Genomic DNA, 16,094 nt, shown 5'->3' on the forward strand with positions numbered 1-16,094 from the left:
CGGTACCGCGGCTTACGGTGGGCGCGAAAGGGGTTGATATGCCGGAAACACTCTGCCGGGTGGCCGTTCACCACGACGGGAACACCGTGGATCTCGCGCTGCCGTGCGACGTCGGTGTCGTTCAGCTCCTGCCATCGATCGTCGAGATCGTCTGCGAAGGAACCGATCCCGGTGCCAACGAGGGTAGGTGGCGGCTGCACCGCAGCTGCGGCACCCTCCTCGACGAGGAACTGACGCTGGGCCAGAACGGGATCGAGGACGGCGACCTCCTCTGGCTGAACACCGAACATCTGCCGGCGTTGCGGTGGACCGAGCGCGACGCCTGCCACGTCGTGGCGAAGGCCGCGGTGACCGGACCTTCGGCCGCGTCCGTATGGGCGGCGGTCAGCGTGACCGCCGCCACCGTCGGCGCAGGCGTCCTCGTCTGGGCGGCGCACGCGTCCAGCGGGGCGGCTTGCGCGCTCGCAGCAGTGGTGAGCGCGGCCGCGATCGGTGGGGCGTTGGTGCTGCGTCGAGGGCCGCATTCACCGCTGACGTCCTCGGTCTGTGGCCTGATCGCAGTGTTGTTCGCCGCCGTCTCGGGGGCCATCGCGGTGCCGGCGGGCGCCGTCGCCGCGTCTGTGCTGCTGGCCTCGGCGGCGGCATGCTCGGTGTCGACCCTGTGGCTGCGCGTGACGGGTTACGGCACAGCATCGTTCATCGCGCTCGCCACGGCAGCGGGACTCGTGGCGATCGTCTGCATGGTTGGTGTGCTGTCCAAGATGGCGCCGGTAGCAGTCGGCACCTCGCTCACCGTGCTGTCGCTGGCCGGCTTGGGCGCCGCGCCGAGAATCATCATGGTGATCCACCACATCACGCCCACTCTCGACGCTGCGCCTCCGGAGGTGGACGAAGGGCGAGCCACCGGCGCACACACCGCAATGACCGGGCTGGTGGCGGGCACATCGGTCGCCGTGACCGTCGGCGCCGTGCTCATCGCGTACGGGCAGGCCAGCCGGCTCCAATCCGCCGCAGTGGCAGCGGCTTTCACGGGCACCGTCGGAGTCGCTCTGATGCTGCGGGCGCGCAGTCACGCCGTTCCGGCCCGGAAATGCGTGCTGATCGCCTGCGGCACGCTGTGCGCCGCCATCGCTGTCGCCATCACGGCGTGGGCGTATCCCGTCACCGCACTCTGGCTGAGCATGTTCGGCGTCGTCGCGGCCGCCGCGGCACTGACCCCGTTGTTCGGCCCGAGCGGGCCCCTGCTGCGCCGGGTCGCCGAGATCTCGGAGTACGCGGCGTTGGCGGCCGTCGTCCCGCTCGGCTGTTGGTTGGCAGGCGTCTACCGCCTCGTCCGGGACGCGGCACTGCTATGAGGGCCATCACCTTCCGGATCACACGGGTCTCCACGGTGGCCTGCGTGGTCCTCGCGCCGATGCTCATCACGCCACCCGCCGCCGCCGTTACACCGCCTCCGATCGACGACGCGCTGCTGCCTGCGCCGGGTCCACCCGCTCCCCCGCGACCGACCGAGCAGGCGAGCCCCTGTGTCACCGGAAGCACCGCGTCACCCGACGGCGCGGGCCAACTCGCCGACGTCGATCTGCGGTCAGTGTGGGCGCTGTCGCGCGGGGCGGGTCAGACCGTCGCGGTGATCGACACCGGGGTGGTCCGCCACCGCCTGCTGCCGCGCCTCGTTCCCGGCGGAGACTATGTGTCCAGCGGCGACGGCACCGACGACTGCGACGGACACGGCACCGTGGTGGCCGGCATCATCGGCACCGCTGCGGCCGAGGGCTCCGCACCCGGATTCAGCGGTGTCGCCCCGGAAGCCACGCTCATCGGTATCCGGCAGTCCAGCACCAGGTTCCGTGCTGTGGATGCACCGGCCGGGACCGACGGATTCGGTGACGTCGACACGCTCGCCAGCGCTGTGCGTACCGCCGCGGACATGGGCGCCACCGTCATCAACGTCTCGACCATCGCGTGCGTGCCTGCCGAATCAGCGCTCGATGACCGGGCGCTCGGCGCGGCGCTGGCATACGCCGTCGACGTAAAGAACGTCGTCGTGGTGGCGGCGGCCGGCAACGTCGGTGCGCCGGGCCAATGTCCGGACCGCAACCCGGGAACCGATCCCTCCAGCGCTGCTCGACCGGACTGGACCCATGTCAACGTCGTGGTCAGCCCGGCCTGGTACGACGACTACGTGCTGACGGTGGGCTCGGTGGGACACGACGGGGCCCCTTCGTCGTTCAGCCTCGCCGGCCCGTGGGTCGACGTCGCCGCGCCGGGTGAACGGGTGGTCTCCCTGGACCCCGACGGCGAGGGGCTGATCGACACCATGCCGACGGCCACCGATGAAAAGCCGATCGCGGGAACCAGTTACGCCGCACCCGTGGTCTCCGGGGTCGTCGCCCTGCTTCGAGCGAGAGCGCCCCAGCTGACCGCCCGGCAGGTCATGCAGCGCATCGAGGACACCGCGCGTCGGCCGGCAGGCGGTTGGAATCCCGTCGTCGGACACGGTGTCATCGACATCCATGCGGCGGTGACCGGCAGCGCTGCACCCCCGGACAGCGCGAGCCATGAGGAACCCAGAGTCGTGTCCCGTCCGAACTCGGGCTCGCCGGATCAGCGTCCGGTACGGCTGGCCACGACGGCGGCGGCGGTGTGCCTAGCGGCCTCCCTGGTGGTCGGCTTGACGACGTTGTGGGCTGGTCGGTTACGGCGCTGAGACGGCGTCCCGCATGACCGATGCCGCTTCGACGCTCAGCACCGGTCCGCGGGGCAGTCGCGCAATCACCGGCCACGGAGCGGGCACCGGAGCGCTCAGGGCAAGGCGCTTGGCCGCCTCGTCGTCGTGAATGCCGAACACGACACCGGTGTCGTCGACGAGGTACAGCGGGCCGTCGTGGGCGCCGTCGCCGGTGACTCCGGCGGCTCGCACATAGGCGCTGCGGCCCTTCGGCAAGACGATCGAGTCGATCCGCGGACCCGAGCCGTCGGCCTGGGCGAGGGCCACCGCCCGACCGCGCGGGAGTGCATCGGCGGTGTACACCTCGGTCGACGTCGATCCCGTGTCCTCAGACCACCGCCACTGCGCGCACAGCACCGGACCGTCGGTTACGCCGCCCCGCCGGGGATGTCCCGCCACCGACAGGTGGTCGACGACCGGCACGGCACCGAGGGCCCCCGGTTCGACAGCGGCGATGTCGCGCCGCCCGTGCGATTGGGTGAAGCGAATGAGATCGGCGGTCACCTCACCGATCCGCTGCACTCCGTCGGATAGAACGACGAACAACTCCGACGAGTCCACCCTCTCGGTCCGCAGCACGCTGCCCACCGGCAACCCGTGCAGCAGCGACGGGCCCGCAGCGCCGGCATGGGCGATCGAGGGCGGTGCGATCGGTGGCGCTTCAGGGAGTGAGTCGAGCAACACGCGCGAAACCGGCCGTGCCACAACACCGTCGAGCCGCATCGCCCTGACCACGGCCGGCAGGCGCAGATCCACCTTCGCGCGCCTACCCTCATACAGCAGGTACGTCGCTGCGGCACCCTCCTCTCGCACGGTGACCAGCGCGCTGTGCTCCTCGGTGCGCGGTCGGCCCGAGAGACCCAGGATCAGGCTGGTATTGGAGTCGATGGTCTCGCAGATCGTCCAGCCGGACTCGTCTGCGGTCAGCGGGGCGCCGACGAAGTCGGGGGCACCGGGAATACCGAGCGTCGCACCGCCCGAAGCGTCGTCGACCGCCGATTGGCTGACCAGTTGCGGCGCGCCGGACGCACCGGTGATCAGCCGCGCCGAGGCCGTGTTCAGCACCGGATGCAGGGTGTCTGCGATGCGCACGTACATCGCACCCGAGTCCCGGACCATCACGATCGCAGAGTCACCGAGCCTGCCCTGCGGCTGGAAGAACGCGAGGACCGCGCAGGCGGCGATGCCGACCACCGCCAACACGCACCCCACTGTCAGGGCCAGCGACTGCGAACGCAGCGGATCGTCGAACATGCCGACGTCGCCGCGGACCAGCGCGTGCGTCATCCGGCGCGCCTGAAACCGGTGCCCGCTCAGTCCGTGTGTGGTGTTCGATCGCCCGGTCATCGCGCCCCCCTCCGCCAGCCTAAAGGCGATCGAGGGCCCCCTATGTCACAGTTTTCGGTTCAGCGCCAGCGAGCCCACACATAGGGCACCAGAGCGCGCAGGAAGTCCAGATCCGGCCCAGCCGCGGTACCGGCGAACGCCTGCTCGAAATACTCCTGCGCCACCAGCAGGATGCCCTCGGCGTACTCCCTGGTGAACGCGATACTGCCGTAGTCGTCCATGAGGGCGCGCACGGTGCGCACGAGTTCTTCCGAACGTTGAATTCTGTTGCGGCGCAGATAGTCACGCACGAGGTCACGGTCGGCACCCCTGGCGTTGGCCATCAGATGCACGAGCGTCAGGGTTCGTTTGCCCTCATAGAGATCACCGAGTATCTCCTTGCCGTACATTCGCTCGTCGCCGATCAGGTTCAGCAGGTCGTCGCGGATCTGGAATGCCGCGCCGAAGTGGAACCCGAACCGCACCATCGGTGCGAGGTCGGCGGTTCCGCGGGAGCCCACTACCGCACCGACACGCAGCGGGTGGATGGTGGTGTACCAGCACGTCTTGTGCATGATCAGGTTCAGGTAATCCTCGGGTCGCAGATCTTCCGCGTTGTCGAGTTGCCAGCCCACCTCGGATGCCTGCCCCTCGAGCGTTCGCATCGCCATGGTGTCGAACTCGGCCCATACCAAATCGGCGAGGTCGCGATCGAATCGCCGGGTCGCGCGACGCAGCACCTGCCCCGCCACGACCGCCAAGGCGTCACCGGCGTTCACCGCTGCCGCAACGCCGTGGGTGGCCGAGAGCGTGGGCCGGCCCCGTCGCATCTCGCTGCCGTCCGCGACATCGTCATGGACCAGAAACGCGTTGTGCAGCAGTTCTATTGCGACGGCGATGCCGAGCAGGTCGTCCGAACTTCCACCGAACACGCGGCCGGCCGACAAGCACAGCGCGGGCCTCAACGCCTTGCCCGGCCGAGAGGGATACTCACGCATCGGCGCGTAGAGCCAGCGGCTCGGTTCGCCGTCCGGAATCGAGTCAAGCATGGCACGACGAACGAGCTTCGCCACCTTACGCAGCCGGTCCTCGACGTCGGTCGTCAGCGCAGACCGGTCGGCGACGTCGGTCACGGCGCCGGTGTGCGGACGGTCAGAACAACAGGCAGCCACAGATCCGGCCGACCTTCGGTCAGCACGGTGCCGCGGTACACACCCGCCCGAACGTCGCCCGTCAACTCGATGCTCATCTCGATGCCGCGACTCGAGCGGGGAGGCATCGCGGCGGTGACGGGATCGAATCGCACGGCGGCCGACTCGACGATGAATCCCATGTCCGAGGTGAGGTCGCTGCACCGCAGCCGAATCTCGCCGATGTCGGTCGCGGTTCTGTTGTGCAGCCACACTTCCGTAGCGGCTTCACCCGGCGCGGTGATCTCCAGCGCCAGCGCTCCGTTCGTCGCGGCCCCTGACAGGTCCAGGGCGGTCGGCTCCGCGGCGGCCGCTGTGGACGTCGCGGGAGCGGAACTCATCAGCATCTGGCCGATCCACGCCCACCAGGACCGCACCAGCGGCTCGATGTCGGTGGCACCGAAGACGTCGGCACGTTGAGCATCGGACGGCGGCGCAGCCGGGGTGGCGGACCGGTGCTCGCCGTTGGGTCCCGAGGTCGCTAGGCGGGCGAACCGGTCCACTAGCTGGCTGGCGGCACGGAAGCCCTCCGCCTGGATGGCGCTCAGTGAGCGGGCGTTGGCCGCGGGGTCGAAGACCGACGCCCAGGGCAGGTCGTTGATGCTGCCGTCGCGATTGCGATCCATCCCCGGTAAGCCCCCTTTTTCCTGCGCGGTCGTGGCACGACCACGGTAATCTAGGTTGCCAACCGGGGAGGGCCGATGTCGGTGCTGCGTTCGCTGTTCGAGATGTACGGGGCACTCGACGAGGCCGTCATGCGGTCCAACGATGCGCGAGTCGCGCACATCGTCGACGAGGTCCTGCCGGGCGCGTCCGCGAATCCCGGCTGGTACCGCGACCTCAAGGACTTCTTCTTCGGCGAGACGAAGACAGGGCCGAACCCGGTCGCCGCTGTGAAGGCGATCAAGTCGGAGAGCGCCGACGCTCCTTTGACGCTCGCCGAGAAGTCGCGGCTGTTCGCCGCCGCCGTGGCCAATGACGCGATTGCGAGCACGCCGTCACAGCAGGGAATCCAGCCCTCCGGAGGCGGCAGCGGCCACGGCTCATTCATCGAAGCGTTGGATTTGCTCGCGCCGCCGCCCCAGGAAACCCGGTCGGGAATCCAGCCGACGATGGCCGCCCCTAAAGCAGCCGACCGCAAGAGAGCGGTCAAAGAGATCCGAGAAGGGATGTCTCGCGGCGAGTCCATCAACTGGGCCCTAAAGCGGGCGCAAGAAGGCGGGATAGTCGACCCGCTGTTGCCGCCGATGACAGTGCACCTGCCCGCTGTCGTCAAGGTCGACGGGCTTGACGCGCTCGTGGTCGACACCGAAACCATTACGCCCTTGATCTCGTTGAACGAGATGAAGAGCATCGTGAACCCTTACAACTGGGCCGACAATTACGGTGCCTTCTTCCTCAGCATGGAGCCGAATTCGCGGCTACGCAACGACGGCTGGCCCACCGTCATCGAGACGGTGGGATTCGGTGGCCTCGAGGCGGGCGGTGCGCGCACGCTTAAGACGGCGTTGAAGTACCACGTCACGGGAACGGCGCCTGACGACATCGTGGCGCGCCTCGATTACGACCTCGACGACCCCGCCCCAGGTGAAGGAGACGGCATCGTGCGGGTCGATCGCGGTTACATCAACATGTGGGCCTGGAACGAAGGTGGTGGACACGACCCGAACGAGAAGGGCGTGGCGATCAGAACCCGCAAGGTCGTTCACATCGACGGCCTGGCTCCCGACCGGCAGGCGCGACTGCTCCAGATCAGCGGATACGGCCTCGGCAGTACCGAATTGCTCATCGAGCCGGCCATGGCCGACGACTTGTCCGACCACAAGTGTTTCGACTATCCCCTCGGCACCGACTCGGCGCCCACGGATGAGTTGGGCATCCAATACGTGGAACCGGGCAGCCACTTCGCACCGACCGCGGTGGCGTTGTTGACCGAAACGGCGCGAGCGAACGCCGAGGATTATCTCGCAATCGCGGACAAGTGGATGGCCGGCAGGCTCAGCTACTACGACCTCGCCGAGTTCAGCAAGAACGTCAGCGGCCGACTCGCCAGAGCGCCCTGGCGATTCATCGAAGCCATGAGTCATCCAAGGCGCATCGGGACGGTGCCCGATAGGGAGGATCACGCGTGAGCCGCGGTCACACGCTGCTACAACAGCAAGCCGATATGGTGCGCGAAATCCTTAATCGCGTCGACACGATCTCGCGCAATGCGGCGCAGCAGGACGACAATGGAGAGTGGGGTCTGGATGGCTGGATCCGTGTGGGCCACGACCTTCTCGATCTCCAGATGCGCTTGTACGCCAGCATCGTCCAAGCCGTAATCGCCGGGCCCGCGATGTGGCTGACACCGCCCGCCAGTGATCCCCGTCCGTCCGAGAAAGTGACCGTCGAGGCGAAGCAGTACCCCCGGAAGATCGAGCTGGTCTGCCTCCGGCGGGTCGGTCAACCCTCGGTGGCGGTTCCGCCAACCAGCATCATGTTCAACCCACCCGTGCTGCAGCCAAAAGAGACGCTGTTCGAGATCGTCCTCACCGACGATCGCTTCGTTGGAGCCAACTACACCGGACAGGTCAGGCTGATCAATACGACCGACCCCACCGCGAAAGCCCCGGTCCAGGACATCACCGTCGGCTTGTGAACGACCTACACCACCGATGATCGACGATCTGCTGGACCGCGCCGTGCGCGCGATGAACCGGGGTGACCGCGCGACTGCCGATAGGCTCGCCGGTCAGGTACTGGCCGTCGACCACAGCAACGCCGAGGCCGAAGAACTACTCGCCGCGCCTGCGGATGGCGGGGAAATACGGCGCCTCACGATGCTTTTCGCCGATCTTGTCGACTCGACAGCGTTGTCCACCCGCATCGAGCCGGAGGTCTACCGCACGGTCGTGGGGCGGTACCGCGATGAGGTCCTCAAGATCGTGAACCGCTACGAGGGCCACGTCGGCAACACCAAGGGCGACGGGTTGCTCGCTGTGTTCGGACATCCCCGACCTCACGAGAACGACGCGCACCGTGCCGTGCAGGCGGGACTCGACATCACCCGAGAGGTCGCCACACTCAGCGAGCGGGTGCGAGCCCGGTTCGGATTCGACATCAGCGTGCGCGTCGGAATTCACCTGGGACTCGTCTACCTCGACACCGCCCAGGACGACGTCTACGGTTTCGGGGCAAACCTCGCCGCACGAATGTGCAGTCTCGCCGCGCCGGGAACCGTCGCCGTCTCCGAGACGATCGAGCGAGTGGTCAAGAGTTCATTCGAATTCGAGGAACTACCACCCAAATCGGTGAAAGGAGTGGACGGCCCGGTCATTCACCATCGCGTGGTCGCCGAGCGCGAGGTGACCGAGAGCGCCCGCGGACCGTTGGTCGGGAGAAGAAGCGAACTCGCGAAGCTGGAGACCAGTTGGGCCGAGGCGGCGGCCGGCACTCTGGCCACCCGCGGAATTGCAATTCTCGGCGAGGGCGGCGTCGGGAAGACCCGCCTCGCCCAAGCCGCGGTCGACATGGCCGAACAGACGGGCGCGACCGTGCTGACGTTCTTCGGCTCGCCGCTACACATCGATGTCGGTTTGCGGCCGATACGGCGAATGCTGGAGCGCCGCTGCGGTATCAGCCGGGACACCGACCCGCCCGACCGCCTCGACCGGCTGCGGGACGAGATCGAGCGGCGCTCGTTGGAGCCCGGAGAAGTGCTGCCGCTGTTGGCGCCCGTCCTGGGCATCGCGCCGGAAAGCGGCTACCTACCGGTCTTGGCCGGCGGTACCAGGCTCTACGAGCAGATCGCCGAGGGCATCGATCAATACTTCCAGGCCAGCCTACAGCCGGGGCCGGCGCTGGTGGTCGCCGAAGACATCCATTGGTTCGACGAGGACACCATCGAGTTCGTCCAGAAGTTGCTGCGCACCAACAGGAACGACCTGCTGGTCATTGTCACTGGACGCCGGCTGCCGCCGCTGGAGGGCGCACACGTCATCGAGTTGGTCCCACTCAGCGATTCGGAGGCCGACGAGCTCGTCCGTGACCTGCACCCGTCGGTGACTCCTGACGCTCGGCGGGCGGTGCTGCAACGCTGCGACGGCATGCCGCTCTACATCGAGGAGGTGGTGGCCAAACTGAAGGAACAGCCCTCGGACACCGCGCAGACCATGGTGCCCGACAGCCTCTATGAAACGTTGTGTGCGAGACTGCGGTCGAGCTCACACGCGCCTCAGGTCGTCGAGGCGGCCGCGCTCATCGGCAGCCGGTTCGACAGGCGCCTGCTGGCCTCCGTGGTAAGCCTGAACGAGCCCGATATCAACGACGCCATCCGCGAACTCACCAGTGAGCGGGTTCTGACGCCGGTCGACGCGAACAGCTGGCGGTTCCATCACGAACTGCTGCGGGAGGTGGCGGCCGAGCTGTCGCCACCCAGCGTCCGCCGCCGGATGCACGGCCGGATCGCCGACGCACTGGTCGGCGCGACACCGGAGGGGACCCCTGAGTGGCCGCTGGTCGCCCATCACTACGAACAAGCCGAGCGTTTCGACGCGGCGGCGTCGGCCTATCAGCAGGCATCCGTCGATGCGCGGCAGCGCGGTGCGCTCGGTGAGGCCCGCGTCCATCTCACCCGTGCACTGGAGAACATCGAAAAGCTGCCCGCGACACCGGAACGCGATCTCCGCGAAGTCCCGATTCGCCTGCAGCGTGGGTTCCTCGCCTCGGCGGCCACCGGGCACGCCAGCATCGAAGCCGCCTCGGAATTCGAGCGCTGCCTGCAGATCCTCGGCGACAAAGCCTCTTTGGAGCTTTTCGCCACCTTCAGCGCCTTATGGAGCTACTACGCCACCCGCGGCGATCTCGATCGGGCGACCCAGGTGGTGGAGGCGCTGCGGATGCGGCTCGACGACATGCCGGTGTGGTACCGAACCGCCAACACGGCTGCGCTAGGTTCACTCGCCGTCTTCCGCGGTGACTTCCGTGGTGCGCGTGAACCGTTGGAGGCGGCGGCGAGTGCACTCGACCAAGCCGGCCCCATCGAGATCGAAGGGGCATGGTTTGCTCCCAACGATCCGCTGGCGTCGACGTATACCTATGCCGCGTTCACCCGGTTCATCTCCGGTGATCTCGTCGGCGCCGAAGCGGCGTTCGCCGAGATGGAGAATCGTTGCGAGATGCTGCCCTTTCCGCACGGTCCGTTCACTCTCTGTTACGGCCGTACCATCGAAGCGCTGATGCGCACCGAAGCCGGCCAGCACGACCGCGCGATCGAACTCGTGGACGAGGTCGTCGGCTGGGGTCACGAGTACGGTTTCGACGAATGGGTGATGGTGGGCGCGAGCGCAGCAGCCGTCGCCCGCGCGATCGCCTCGGTCGACGGCGGCGAGACCGACGCCGCGACGTTACAAGTGCACATCGACGTTCTGACAGCCGTTGTCGACGGGTGGCGCGCAGCCGACATGAAGGCGTTCCTCGGTTGGTACGACTCGGCTTTGGCGAGGACACTGGCGGCCGCGGGAGCGACGGACGCGGCCCGGCAGCGCCTGGATATGGCACGCCGGATGGCCGAGGAGACCGGGTGGCGAATCTATGACGCCGAGTTGTTGCGGTTGCGCGCTCGCCTCTCCGACGACCCCGTCGCCCGGCGGCAAGATCTGGCCGCCGCCAAGGAACTGGCACAGCACCAGGGCGCATTGATCTACGAGTTGCGAGCCGCGGTCGATGATTTCGAATTGCGCGCTGACCCGGCGCGGGAAGCCTTGGCAAGCGTCCTGCGCCGGTTCCCGCAGGATCAGGACTGGCCCGAACTGGCGCGAGCCCGAGCCCTGCTGCGGTGAGGCGTCCGGGCGGACGGGTCGCAATTCTCGGTGGCGGCATGGCCGGACTCAGTGCTGCGTGGCGCCTCAGCGAGCCCGGTTGGCGTGATCGCTTCGAGGCGATCACCGTCTACCAACGCGGATGGCGACTCGGCGGCAAGGGTGCCTCGAGCCGCGGGCGGCACGGACGCATCGAAGAGCACGGTCTGCACGTCTGGCTGGGCTCCTACGAGAACGCCTTCGCGCTGTTGCGCGAGTGCTATGTCGAGCTCGACCGCGCCACAACAGATCCCGCGGCGCCGGTGCAGACGTGGGACCAGGCGCTGATCCCGTCGCACAACGTCGCCATGGCGGATCGATTCGGCCACGACTGGTTGATCTGGCCAGGCCACTTCTCCCGCAACGACGAAGTGCCCGGCGAACCCGAGTCCACAGGCCGTGAGCTGACGGTCGTCGACTTCCTGCGGCGCACCGTCACTTTGATCCTCGATGTGGCGGACAGCCTGAGTCAACCCACCGATGACGCTGATCTGGTGCTGTCGACGTCGCCCTCACCGGACATACCCCGCTGGGTCACCGCGGTGCGTAGGGGCGTGTCGGCCGCGGCGATGCTCGTCGGCGATCCGCTGTCCGACAAAGCCATTCGAGCCGGTTTGCTCGGCCGGCCGCTCGAGGCTCTACGGGAGGCAATCGATTACGACCCGCCGCCGGAACGGCGCAGGTGCTGGTTGCTGCTGTCGTTGTTGACCGCGACGGTTCGCGGGCTGATCGCCGACAACCTCATAACCGACCCACGCGGCTTCCGGGCCATCAACGACGAGGATTACGGCGCCTGGATCGTACGGCACGGCGCGCATCCGGATGTGGTCGATTTCGCGTTGGTGCGGGGCCTCTACGACATGGTTTTCGGTTACCAGGATGGCGACTACGAACGGCCCGCCGTCGCAGCCGGACTGGCTGTGCTCCTCAGTGGAATCGTCTTCTTCCAATACAAGGGTGCGTTGTTCTGGAAGATGACCGCCGGGATGGGCGATGTCGTCATCGCCCCGCTGTACCAGGCGCTCCGCCGACGCGGTGTGGAGTTCGAGTTCTTCCACCGCGTCGACGCTCTGCACCTGGACCACCGTCGACAGGTCGTCGACTCGATCGAGATGGGTCGGCAAGTCCGACTCATCGGCGGGCTCAGTCACTATGAACCGTTGACCACTGTGCGGGGCCTTCCCGTCTTCCCCGATTCCCCATTGGAAGATCAGATCGAGGCGTCGGCGGGCACCCGGGACCTCGAATCCCATTTCGGCAGGCGCGACGACGTCGAGACCCGGATGCTGCGGAAGGGTGAGGATTTCGAGCACGTCGTGTTGGCCGTGTCCGTCGGCATGGTCGAACTGGTCGCCACTGAACTGATCGACGACTGCCCCGAGTGGCGCGACATGACCACGCACCTGAGTACCGTCGCCACCCAGTCGTTCCAACTGTGGTTGAAGCCCGATGAGTGCACCCTCGGCTGGTCCCGCCCGGGCGTCACTACCAGCGGCTACGTTGCCCCGTTCGACACCTGGGCGTCGATGCCGCAGACGTTGTGGGCCGAGGACTGGCCGGAAGACGACAGCCCCCGCACTGTGGCCTACTTCTGTGGTGCACTCGGCGACGACGTGCCCGGTGCCCAGGACACCGCCGACTATATCGCCCGTTGTCGTCGGCAGGTACACGACGCAGCGATGCAGTACCTCGATCGCCACGTCGGGCTCTTCTTGCCAGGTGCCGTCACCGACCGGGGTTTCGCGTGGCATCTGCTCAGCGGTGTCAACGGGCACCGGGGCAGCGCTGCGTTGGCGACCCAGCACCTCAGCGTCAACATCGACCCGTCGGATCGATACGTTCAGTCGGTACCGGGATCGGACAAGTTCCGCCTCCGGTCCGACGAAAGTGGTTACGACAACTTGGTTCTGGCGGGCGACTGGACGGACTCAGGTTTGAACGCCGGCTGCATCGAAGCGGCGGTGATGTCTGGTCTGCAGGCCGCCAACGCACTGCTCGGTCGTGCGCGCTTTCACCGGATTCGCGGCTTCTACATGCCCTGACGGGTCAGTTCAGCCGCGTCGTGGTGATCGTCACGCCGGCCGCCGGCAAGCGCTTCAGCAACACGTCGCCCATCGACGATGCCGGTGTCAACACCCCTCGCAGGTCCGACAGCCCTTCCCGGTCGAGCGCGAGAGCCAGCGCGCTCTGGCCGAACAGCACTCCGGTGGCCGCGTAACCAGGGTCGCCGCGCTGCGCGACGGTGGCCATGTACCGGGCGCCGGATGTCGTCGTGGTGTAGGTCTCCACGCGGTAGTGGCCGAGCGATCCCTGGTCGAAGCCGGTGCCGGGCGCTGGGGTGAGACGCTCGATGAGCCCGGGGGGGACCATGTCCAGGTACCGGCCGCCGAACTTGGAGGCGCCGACCACGGTGGCACTGGACATCGCCGCCACCAGCGGCGCGGCGAACCACGAACCCATGCTCATCGTCTCCCGATAGCGCAACCCGCGACCGTAGGCGAAGTCCAGTAACGCATTCGAGCGCCGCACACAGCGGGTGTTGTACAGCGCCATGAGATAACCACCGGTCCACAATCCCGTCAGCTCCGGCGCGATGTCGCCGCCGCGCAACAACGGCATGTCGGGCTGAGGGCCGAACTCGGGTTCTACGCTGCGGTCGGGGCTCAGGCTGTATGGGTCATCGACGACTCGCCGCATCTCCGGGTCCTTGGCGGGCGCGCGCATCAGTTCGATCATCGTCGCGACGGTGCCACCCGATGAGCCACCGCCCGAGTAGGCCCGTAGCACGAAGGTGGTGTCTCCCAACTCGCCGGCGTTGTCCTCGACGACGCGGCGGTACAACGCATAGACGCCCAAATCCGAAGGGATCGAGTCGAACCCGCACGAGTGCACGATACGGGCGCCGCTTTGCGCTGCCTGGCCGTGATAGAGGTCGATGCTCTTGCGAACGAACGGAACCTCGCCGGTGAGGTCCGCGTAATCGGTGCCGGCGGCGGCGCATGCGGCGACGACGGGCAATCCGTACTGTTGATAGGGCCCGACCGTGCTGAGCACCACCCGGGTCCTGGCGGCCATCTCCTGCAATGCCTCCGGCGCCGCCAGCTCGGCGACGATCAGCGACCAGTCGGCGGCACCGGCGCCCGACGATCGACGGACAGCTTCGAGCCGTTCGGCCGAGCGGCCGGCCAGCCCGACGCGGATCCCGCCCCCCGCTGCTGCCAGGTACCGCGCCGTGAGGCTGCCCGCGAATCCGCTCGCCCCGTAGATCACGATGTCGAGGTCACGCTGCCCGGCGCGCATTGGCGTGACGCTACCCGAGGAGTCAGCTCTCCTGCGCCCGCTTGCGGTCACGATAGGCGGCCACATGCTGGCGGTTGCCGCAATTGCCGGTGTCGCAGAATTTGCCCGAGCGATTCCGCGACATGTCGACCAGCACCGCCTGGCAATCCGCGGCCGCACACGTCTTCAGCCGGCGCAGCTCCCCCGAGCGGATCAGATCCGCCAGCGCCATCGCCATCTCCGCACCCATCCGCTGCCACAACGGATCGTGCACCGACGCCAGATGCAGGTGCCACTCCGGCATCTCGGGATGGCGCGTCAGCCACGGCGCCGCTTTCGTGTCGCTGAGCAATGCGTTGACCTGACCGACGGCATCCTCCTCTTCCCGGGCGACGGCCCACAGCTTGCCGAGCCGCCCGCGCAGTCGCTGCACGGCCGCCAACTCCGCGTCGTCATGGTCACGCCGGCCGGTCCAGCCGAACTCGTCGAGGTAGGCGTTCAGGGCGGCCATGTCGCCCAACTGCTCGCCGTCGACCCGATCGCTGTTGACGAGCACGCACGCCGCCTGCAACGTGAGCTCGGTGTCATGACTGAAACGCATTTGACTCGTGACCACCCCGGTCGATAAGGTCATTACCGAAATTCATTTTACTCATTACATCCCGGAGGTGCCGTGATGACCGCGACCCCGCAGGCCGGTCGCACCGCCGTCGACCACTTCCGGCTGGGCCTGGTACTGGCCGTCAGCTCGGCCGTCGCCTTCGGCTCCTCCGGGCCGTTCGCCAAGTCGCTGATGACTGCCGGCTGGAGCCCGACCGCCGCGGTCGTCGCCCGGCTGGCAGGCGGTGCCCTGGTGATGGCGATCTTCGCCACGATCGTGTATCCCGGCTGGCTCCGCGAGGCGCTGCGCCACCCAAGAACCGTGCTGGCCTACGGGGTCATCCCGATCGCGGGGGCGCAGTTGTTCTACTACCACGCGGTCGCGCATCTGTCCGTCGGCGTGGCGCTGCTGCTCGAATACACCGCACCGATCCTGGTGGTCGGCTGGGTGTGGGCCACCACCCGGCGGCGACCGACCGGGCTGACGATGACCGGTGTCGCCCTCGCCGTGCTGGGCATCACGCTGGTGCTCGACGTCTTCAGCGGCGCCCACATCAACCTCGTCGGCGTCGGCTGGGGTCTGGCCGCCGCCGTCTGCGCGGCGTGCTACTTCCTGATGTCCGCGAACGTCGCCGACGGCGGCGACGAGGCGGGAATCCACCCGATCACGCTGGCCGCCGGTGGGCTGATCGTCGGCTCGGCCGCGGTCACGCTGCTCGGAACGACCGGCATCATGCCGCTGACGTTCACTACGAACGATGCGGTCGTCGCCGGGTGGACGACCTCGTGGCTGGTACCCGTCGTCGTGCTCGGCGTCGTTGCCACCGCAGTCGCGTACACGCTCGGCATCATGGGTATCGCCCGATTGCGCCCCCGGTTCGCCTCGTTGGTCGGCTTGTCCGAGGTGATGTTCGCGGTGCTGGCGGCCTGGGTGTTGCTCGGCGAGGCGCTAACCCCGACGCAGGTGTTCGGCGGGGCGATCGTCCTGCTAGGACTCGCGCTCGCACGCGCAGGAGACCGTTCCGAGGCACTCGCCGAGGCCACCTGGCCGGACGGCCCACCTGAGGAGACGCGACCGGCCGCGGCGAACTGTTAGACCATTCGGGCGCGGTATGTGAGTATGTCGGC

The 16,094-nt window shown here is 67.7% G+C and carries 12 protein-coding genes; 7 read left to right on the forward strand and 5 right to left on the reverse strand.

Going from position 1 to position 16,094, the window contains the following annotated elements; genetic code table 11:
• Positions 1-38: 38 nt before the first annotated feature.
• Together eccD and mycP are read left to right on the forward strand one after the other, a co-directional pair.
• On the forward strand, positions 39-1,355 hold the full coding sequence (eccD, locus tag K3G64_RS03620) for a type VII secretion integral membrane protein EccD (protein WP_238889060.1): 1,317 nt from the start codon (positions 39-41) through the stop codon (positions 1,353-1,355).
• Positions 1,352-2,710: a type VII secretion-associated serine protease mycosin gene (gene mycP, locus K3G64_RS03625; RefSeq protein WP_370647088.1), complete on the forward strand. Its 1,359-nt coding sequence runs from the start codon at positions 1,352-1,354 to the stop codon at positions 2,708-2,710. Before eccD ends, mycP begins: the two co-directional genes overlap by 4 nt.
• Here the strand turns inward: mycP and eccB are convergent.
• The 3 genes from eccB to K3G64_RS03640 are packed head-to-tail and all read right to left on the reverse strand — an operon-like array spanning position 2,699 to position 5,873.
• Positions 2,699-4,078: a type VII secretion protein EccB gene (gene eccB, locus K3G64_RS03630; RefSeq protein ID WP_238889062.1), complete on the reverse strand. Its 1,380-nt coding sequence runs from the start codon at positions 4,076-4,078 to the stop codon at positions 2,699-2,701. The two genes, mycP and eccB, sit on opposite strands and share 12 nt — an antisense overlap.
• A gap of 59 nt (positions 4,079-4,137) precedes the next feature.
• Complete coding sequence (locus K3G64_RS03635) at positions 4,138-5,190, reverse strand: polyprenyl synthetase family protein (RefSeq protein ID WP_238889063.1); 1,053 nt, start codon at positions 5,188-5,190, stop codon at positions 4,138-4,140.
• Positions 5,187-5,873 (reverse strand): hypothetical protein, encoded by a 687-nt coding sequence (locus K3G64_RS03640; protein ID WP_238889064.1) that lies wholly within the window; start codon positions 5,871-5,873, stop codon positions 5,187-5,189. The genes K3G64_RS03635 and K3G64_RS03640 overlap by 4 nt, the downstream gene beginning before the upstream one ends.
• Before the next feature lie 75 nt (positions 5,874-5,948).
• Between K3G64_RS03640 and K3G64_RS03645 the strand changes: the two genes are divergently transcribed.
• The 4 genes from K3G64_RS03645 to K3G64_RS03660 are packed head-to-tail and all read left to right on the forward strand — an operon-like array spanning position 5,949 to position 13,129.
• Positions 5,949-7,379 (forward strand): hypothetical protein, encoded by a 1,431-nt coding sequence (locus K3G64_RS03645; protein WP_238889066.1) that lies wholly within the window; start codon positions 5,949-5,951, stop codon positions 7,377-7,379.
• Positions 7,376-7,888 carry a hypothetical protein gene (locus K3G64_RS03650; protein WP_238889067.1) on the forward strand — a complete coding sequence of 171 codons (513 nt, stop codon included), beginning with the start codon at positions 7,376-7,378 and terminating at the stop codon, positions 7,886-7,888. Before K3G64_RS03645 ends, K3G64_RS03650 begins: the two co-directional genes overlap by 4 nt.
• A 16-nt stretch (positions 7,889-7,904) precedes the next feature.
• Positions 7,905-11,069: an ATP-binding protein gene (locus K3G64_RS03655; protein WP_238889069.1), complete on the forward strand. Its 3,165-nt coding sequence runs from the start codon at positions 7,905-7,907 to the stop codon at positions 11,067-11,069.
• A 38-nt stretch (positions 11,070-11,107) separates the two neighbouring features.
• A complete protein-coding gene (locus K3G64_RS03660; protein ID WP_238889071.1) occupies positions 11,108-13,129 on the forward strand; it encodes an FAD-dependent oxidoreductase in 2,022 nt (673 codons plus the stop codon).
• Between the two features lie 4 nt (positions 13,130-13,133).
• On the opposite strand, the gene K3G64_RS03665 is transcribed toward K3G64_RS03660, so the two are convergent.
• Positions 13,134-14,387 carry a saccharopine dehydrogenase family protein gene (locus K3G64_RS03665; RefSeq protein ID WP_238889073.1) on the reverse strand — a complete coding sequence of 418 codons (1,254 nt, stop codon included), beginning with the start codon at positions 14,385-14,387 and terminating at the stop codon, positions 13,134-13,136.
• Between the two features lie 22 nt (positions 14,388-14,409).
• Entirely contained in the window at positions 14,410-14,967 is a 558-nt protein-coding gene (locus K3G64_RS03670) for a CGNR zinc finger domain-containing protein (RefSeq protein WP_238889075.1), read from the reverse strand.
• A gap of 75 nt (positions 14,968-15,042) precedes the next feature.
• On the opposite strand from K3G64_RS03670, the gene K3G64_RS03675 reads away from it, so the two are divergent.
• Positions 15,043-16,062 (forward strand): EamA family transporter, encoded by a 1,020-nt coding sequence (locus K3G64_RS03675; RefSeq protein ID WP_238889076.1) that lies wholly within the window; start codon positions 15,043-15,045, stop codon positions 16,060-16,062.
• Positions 16,063-16,094: the final 32 nt, after the last annotated feature.

The sequence above is a fragment of the Mycobacterium sp. IDR2000157661 genome (genome assembly GCF_022317005.1).
Taxonomy (GTDB): Bacteria; Actinomycetota; Actinomycetes; order Mycobacteriales; family Mycobacteriaceae; genus Mycobacterium.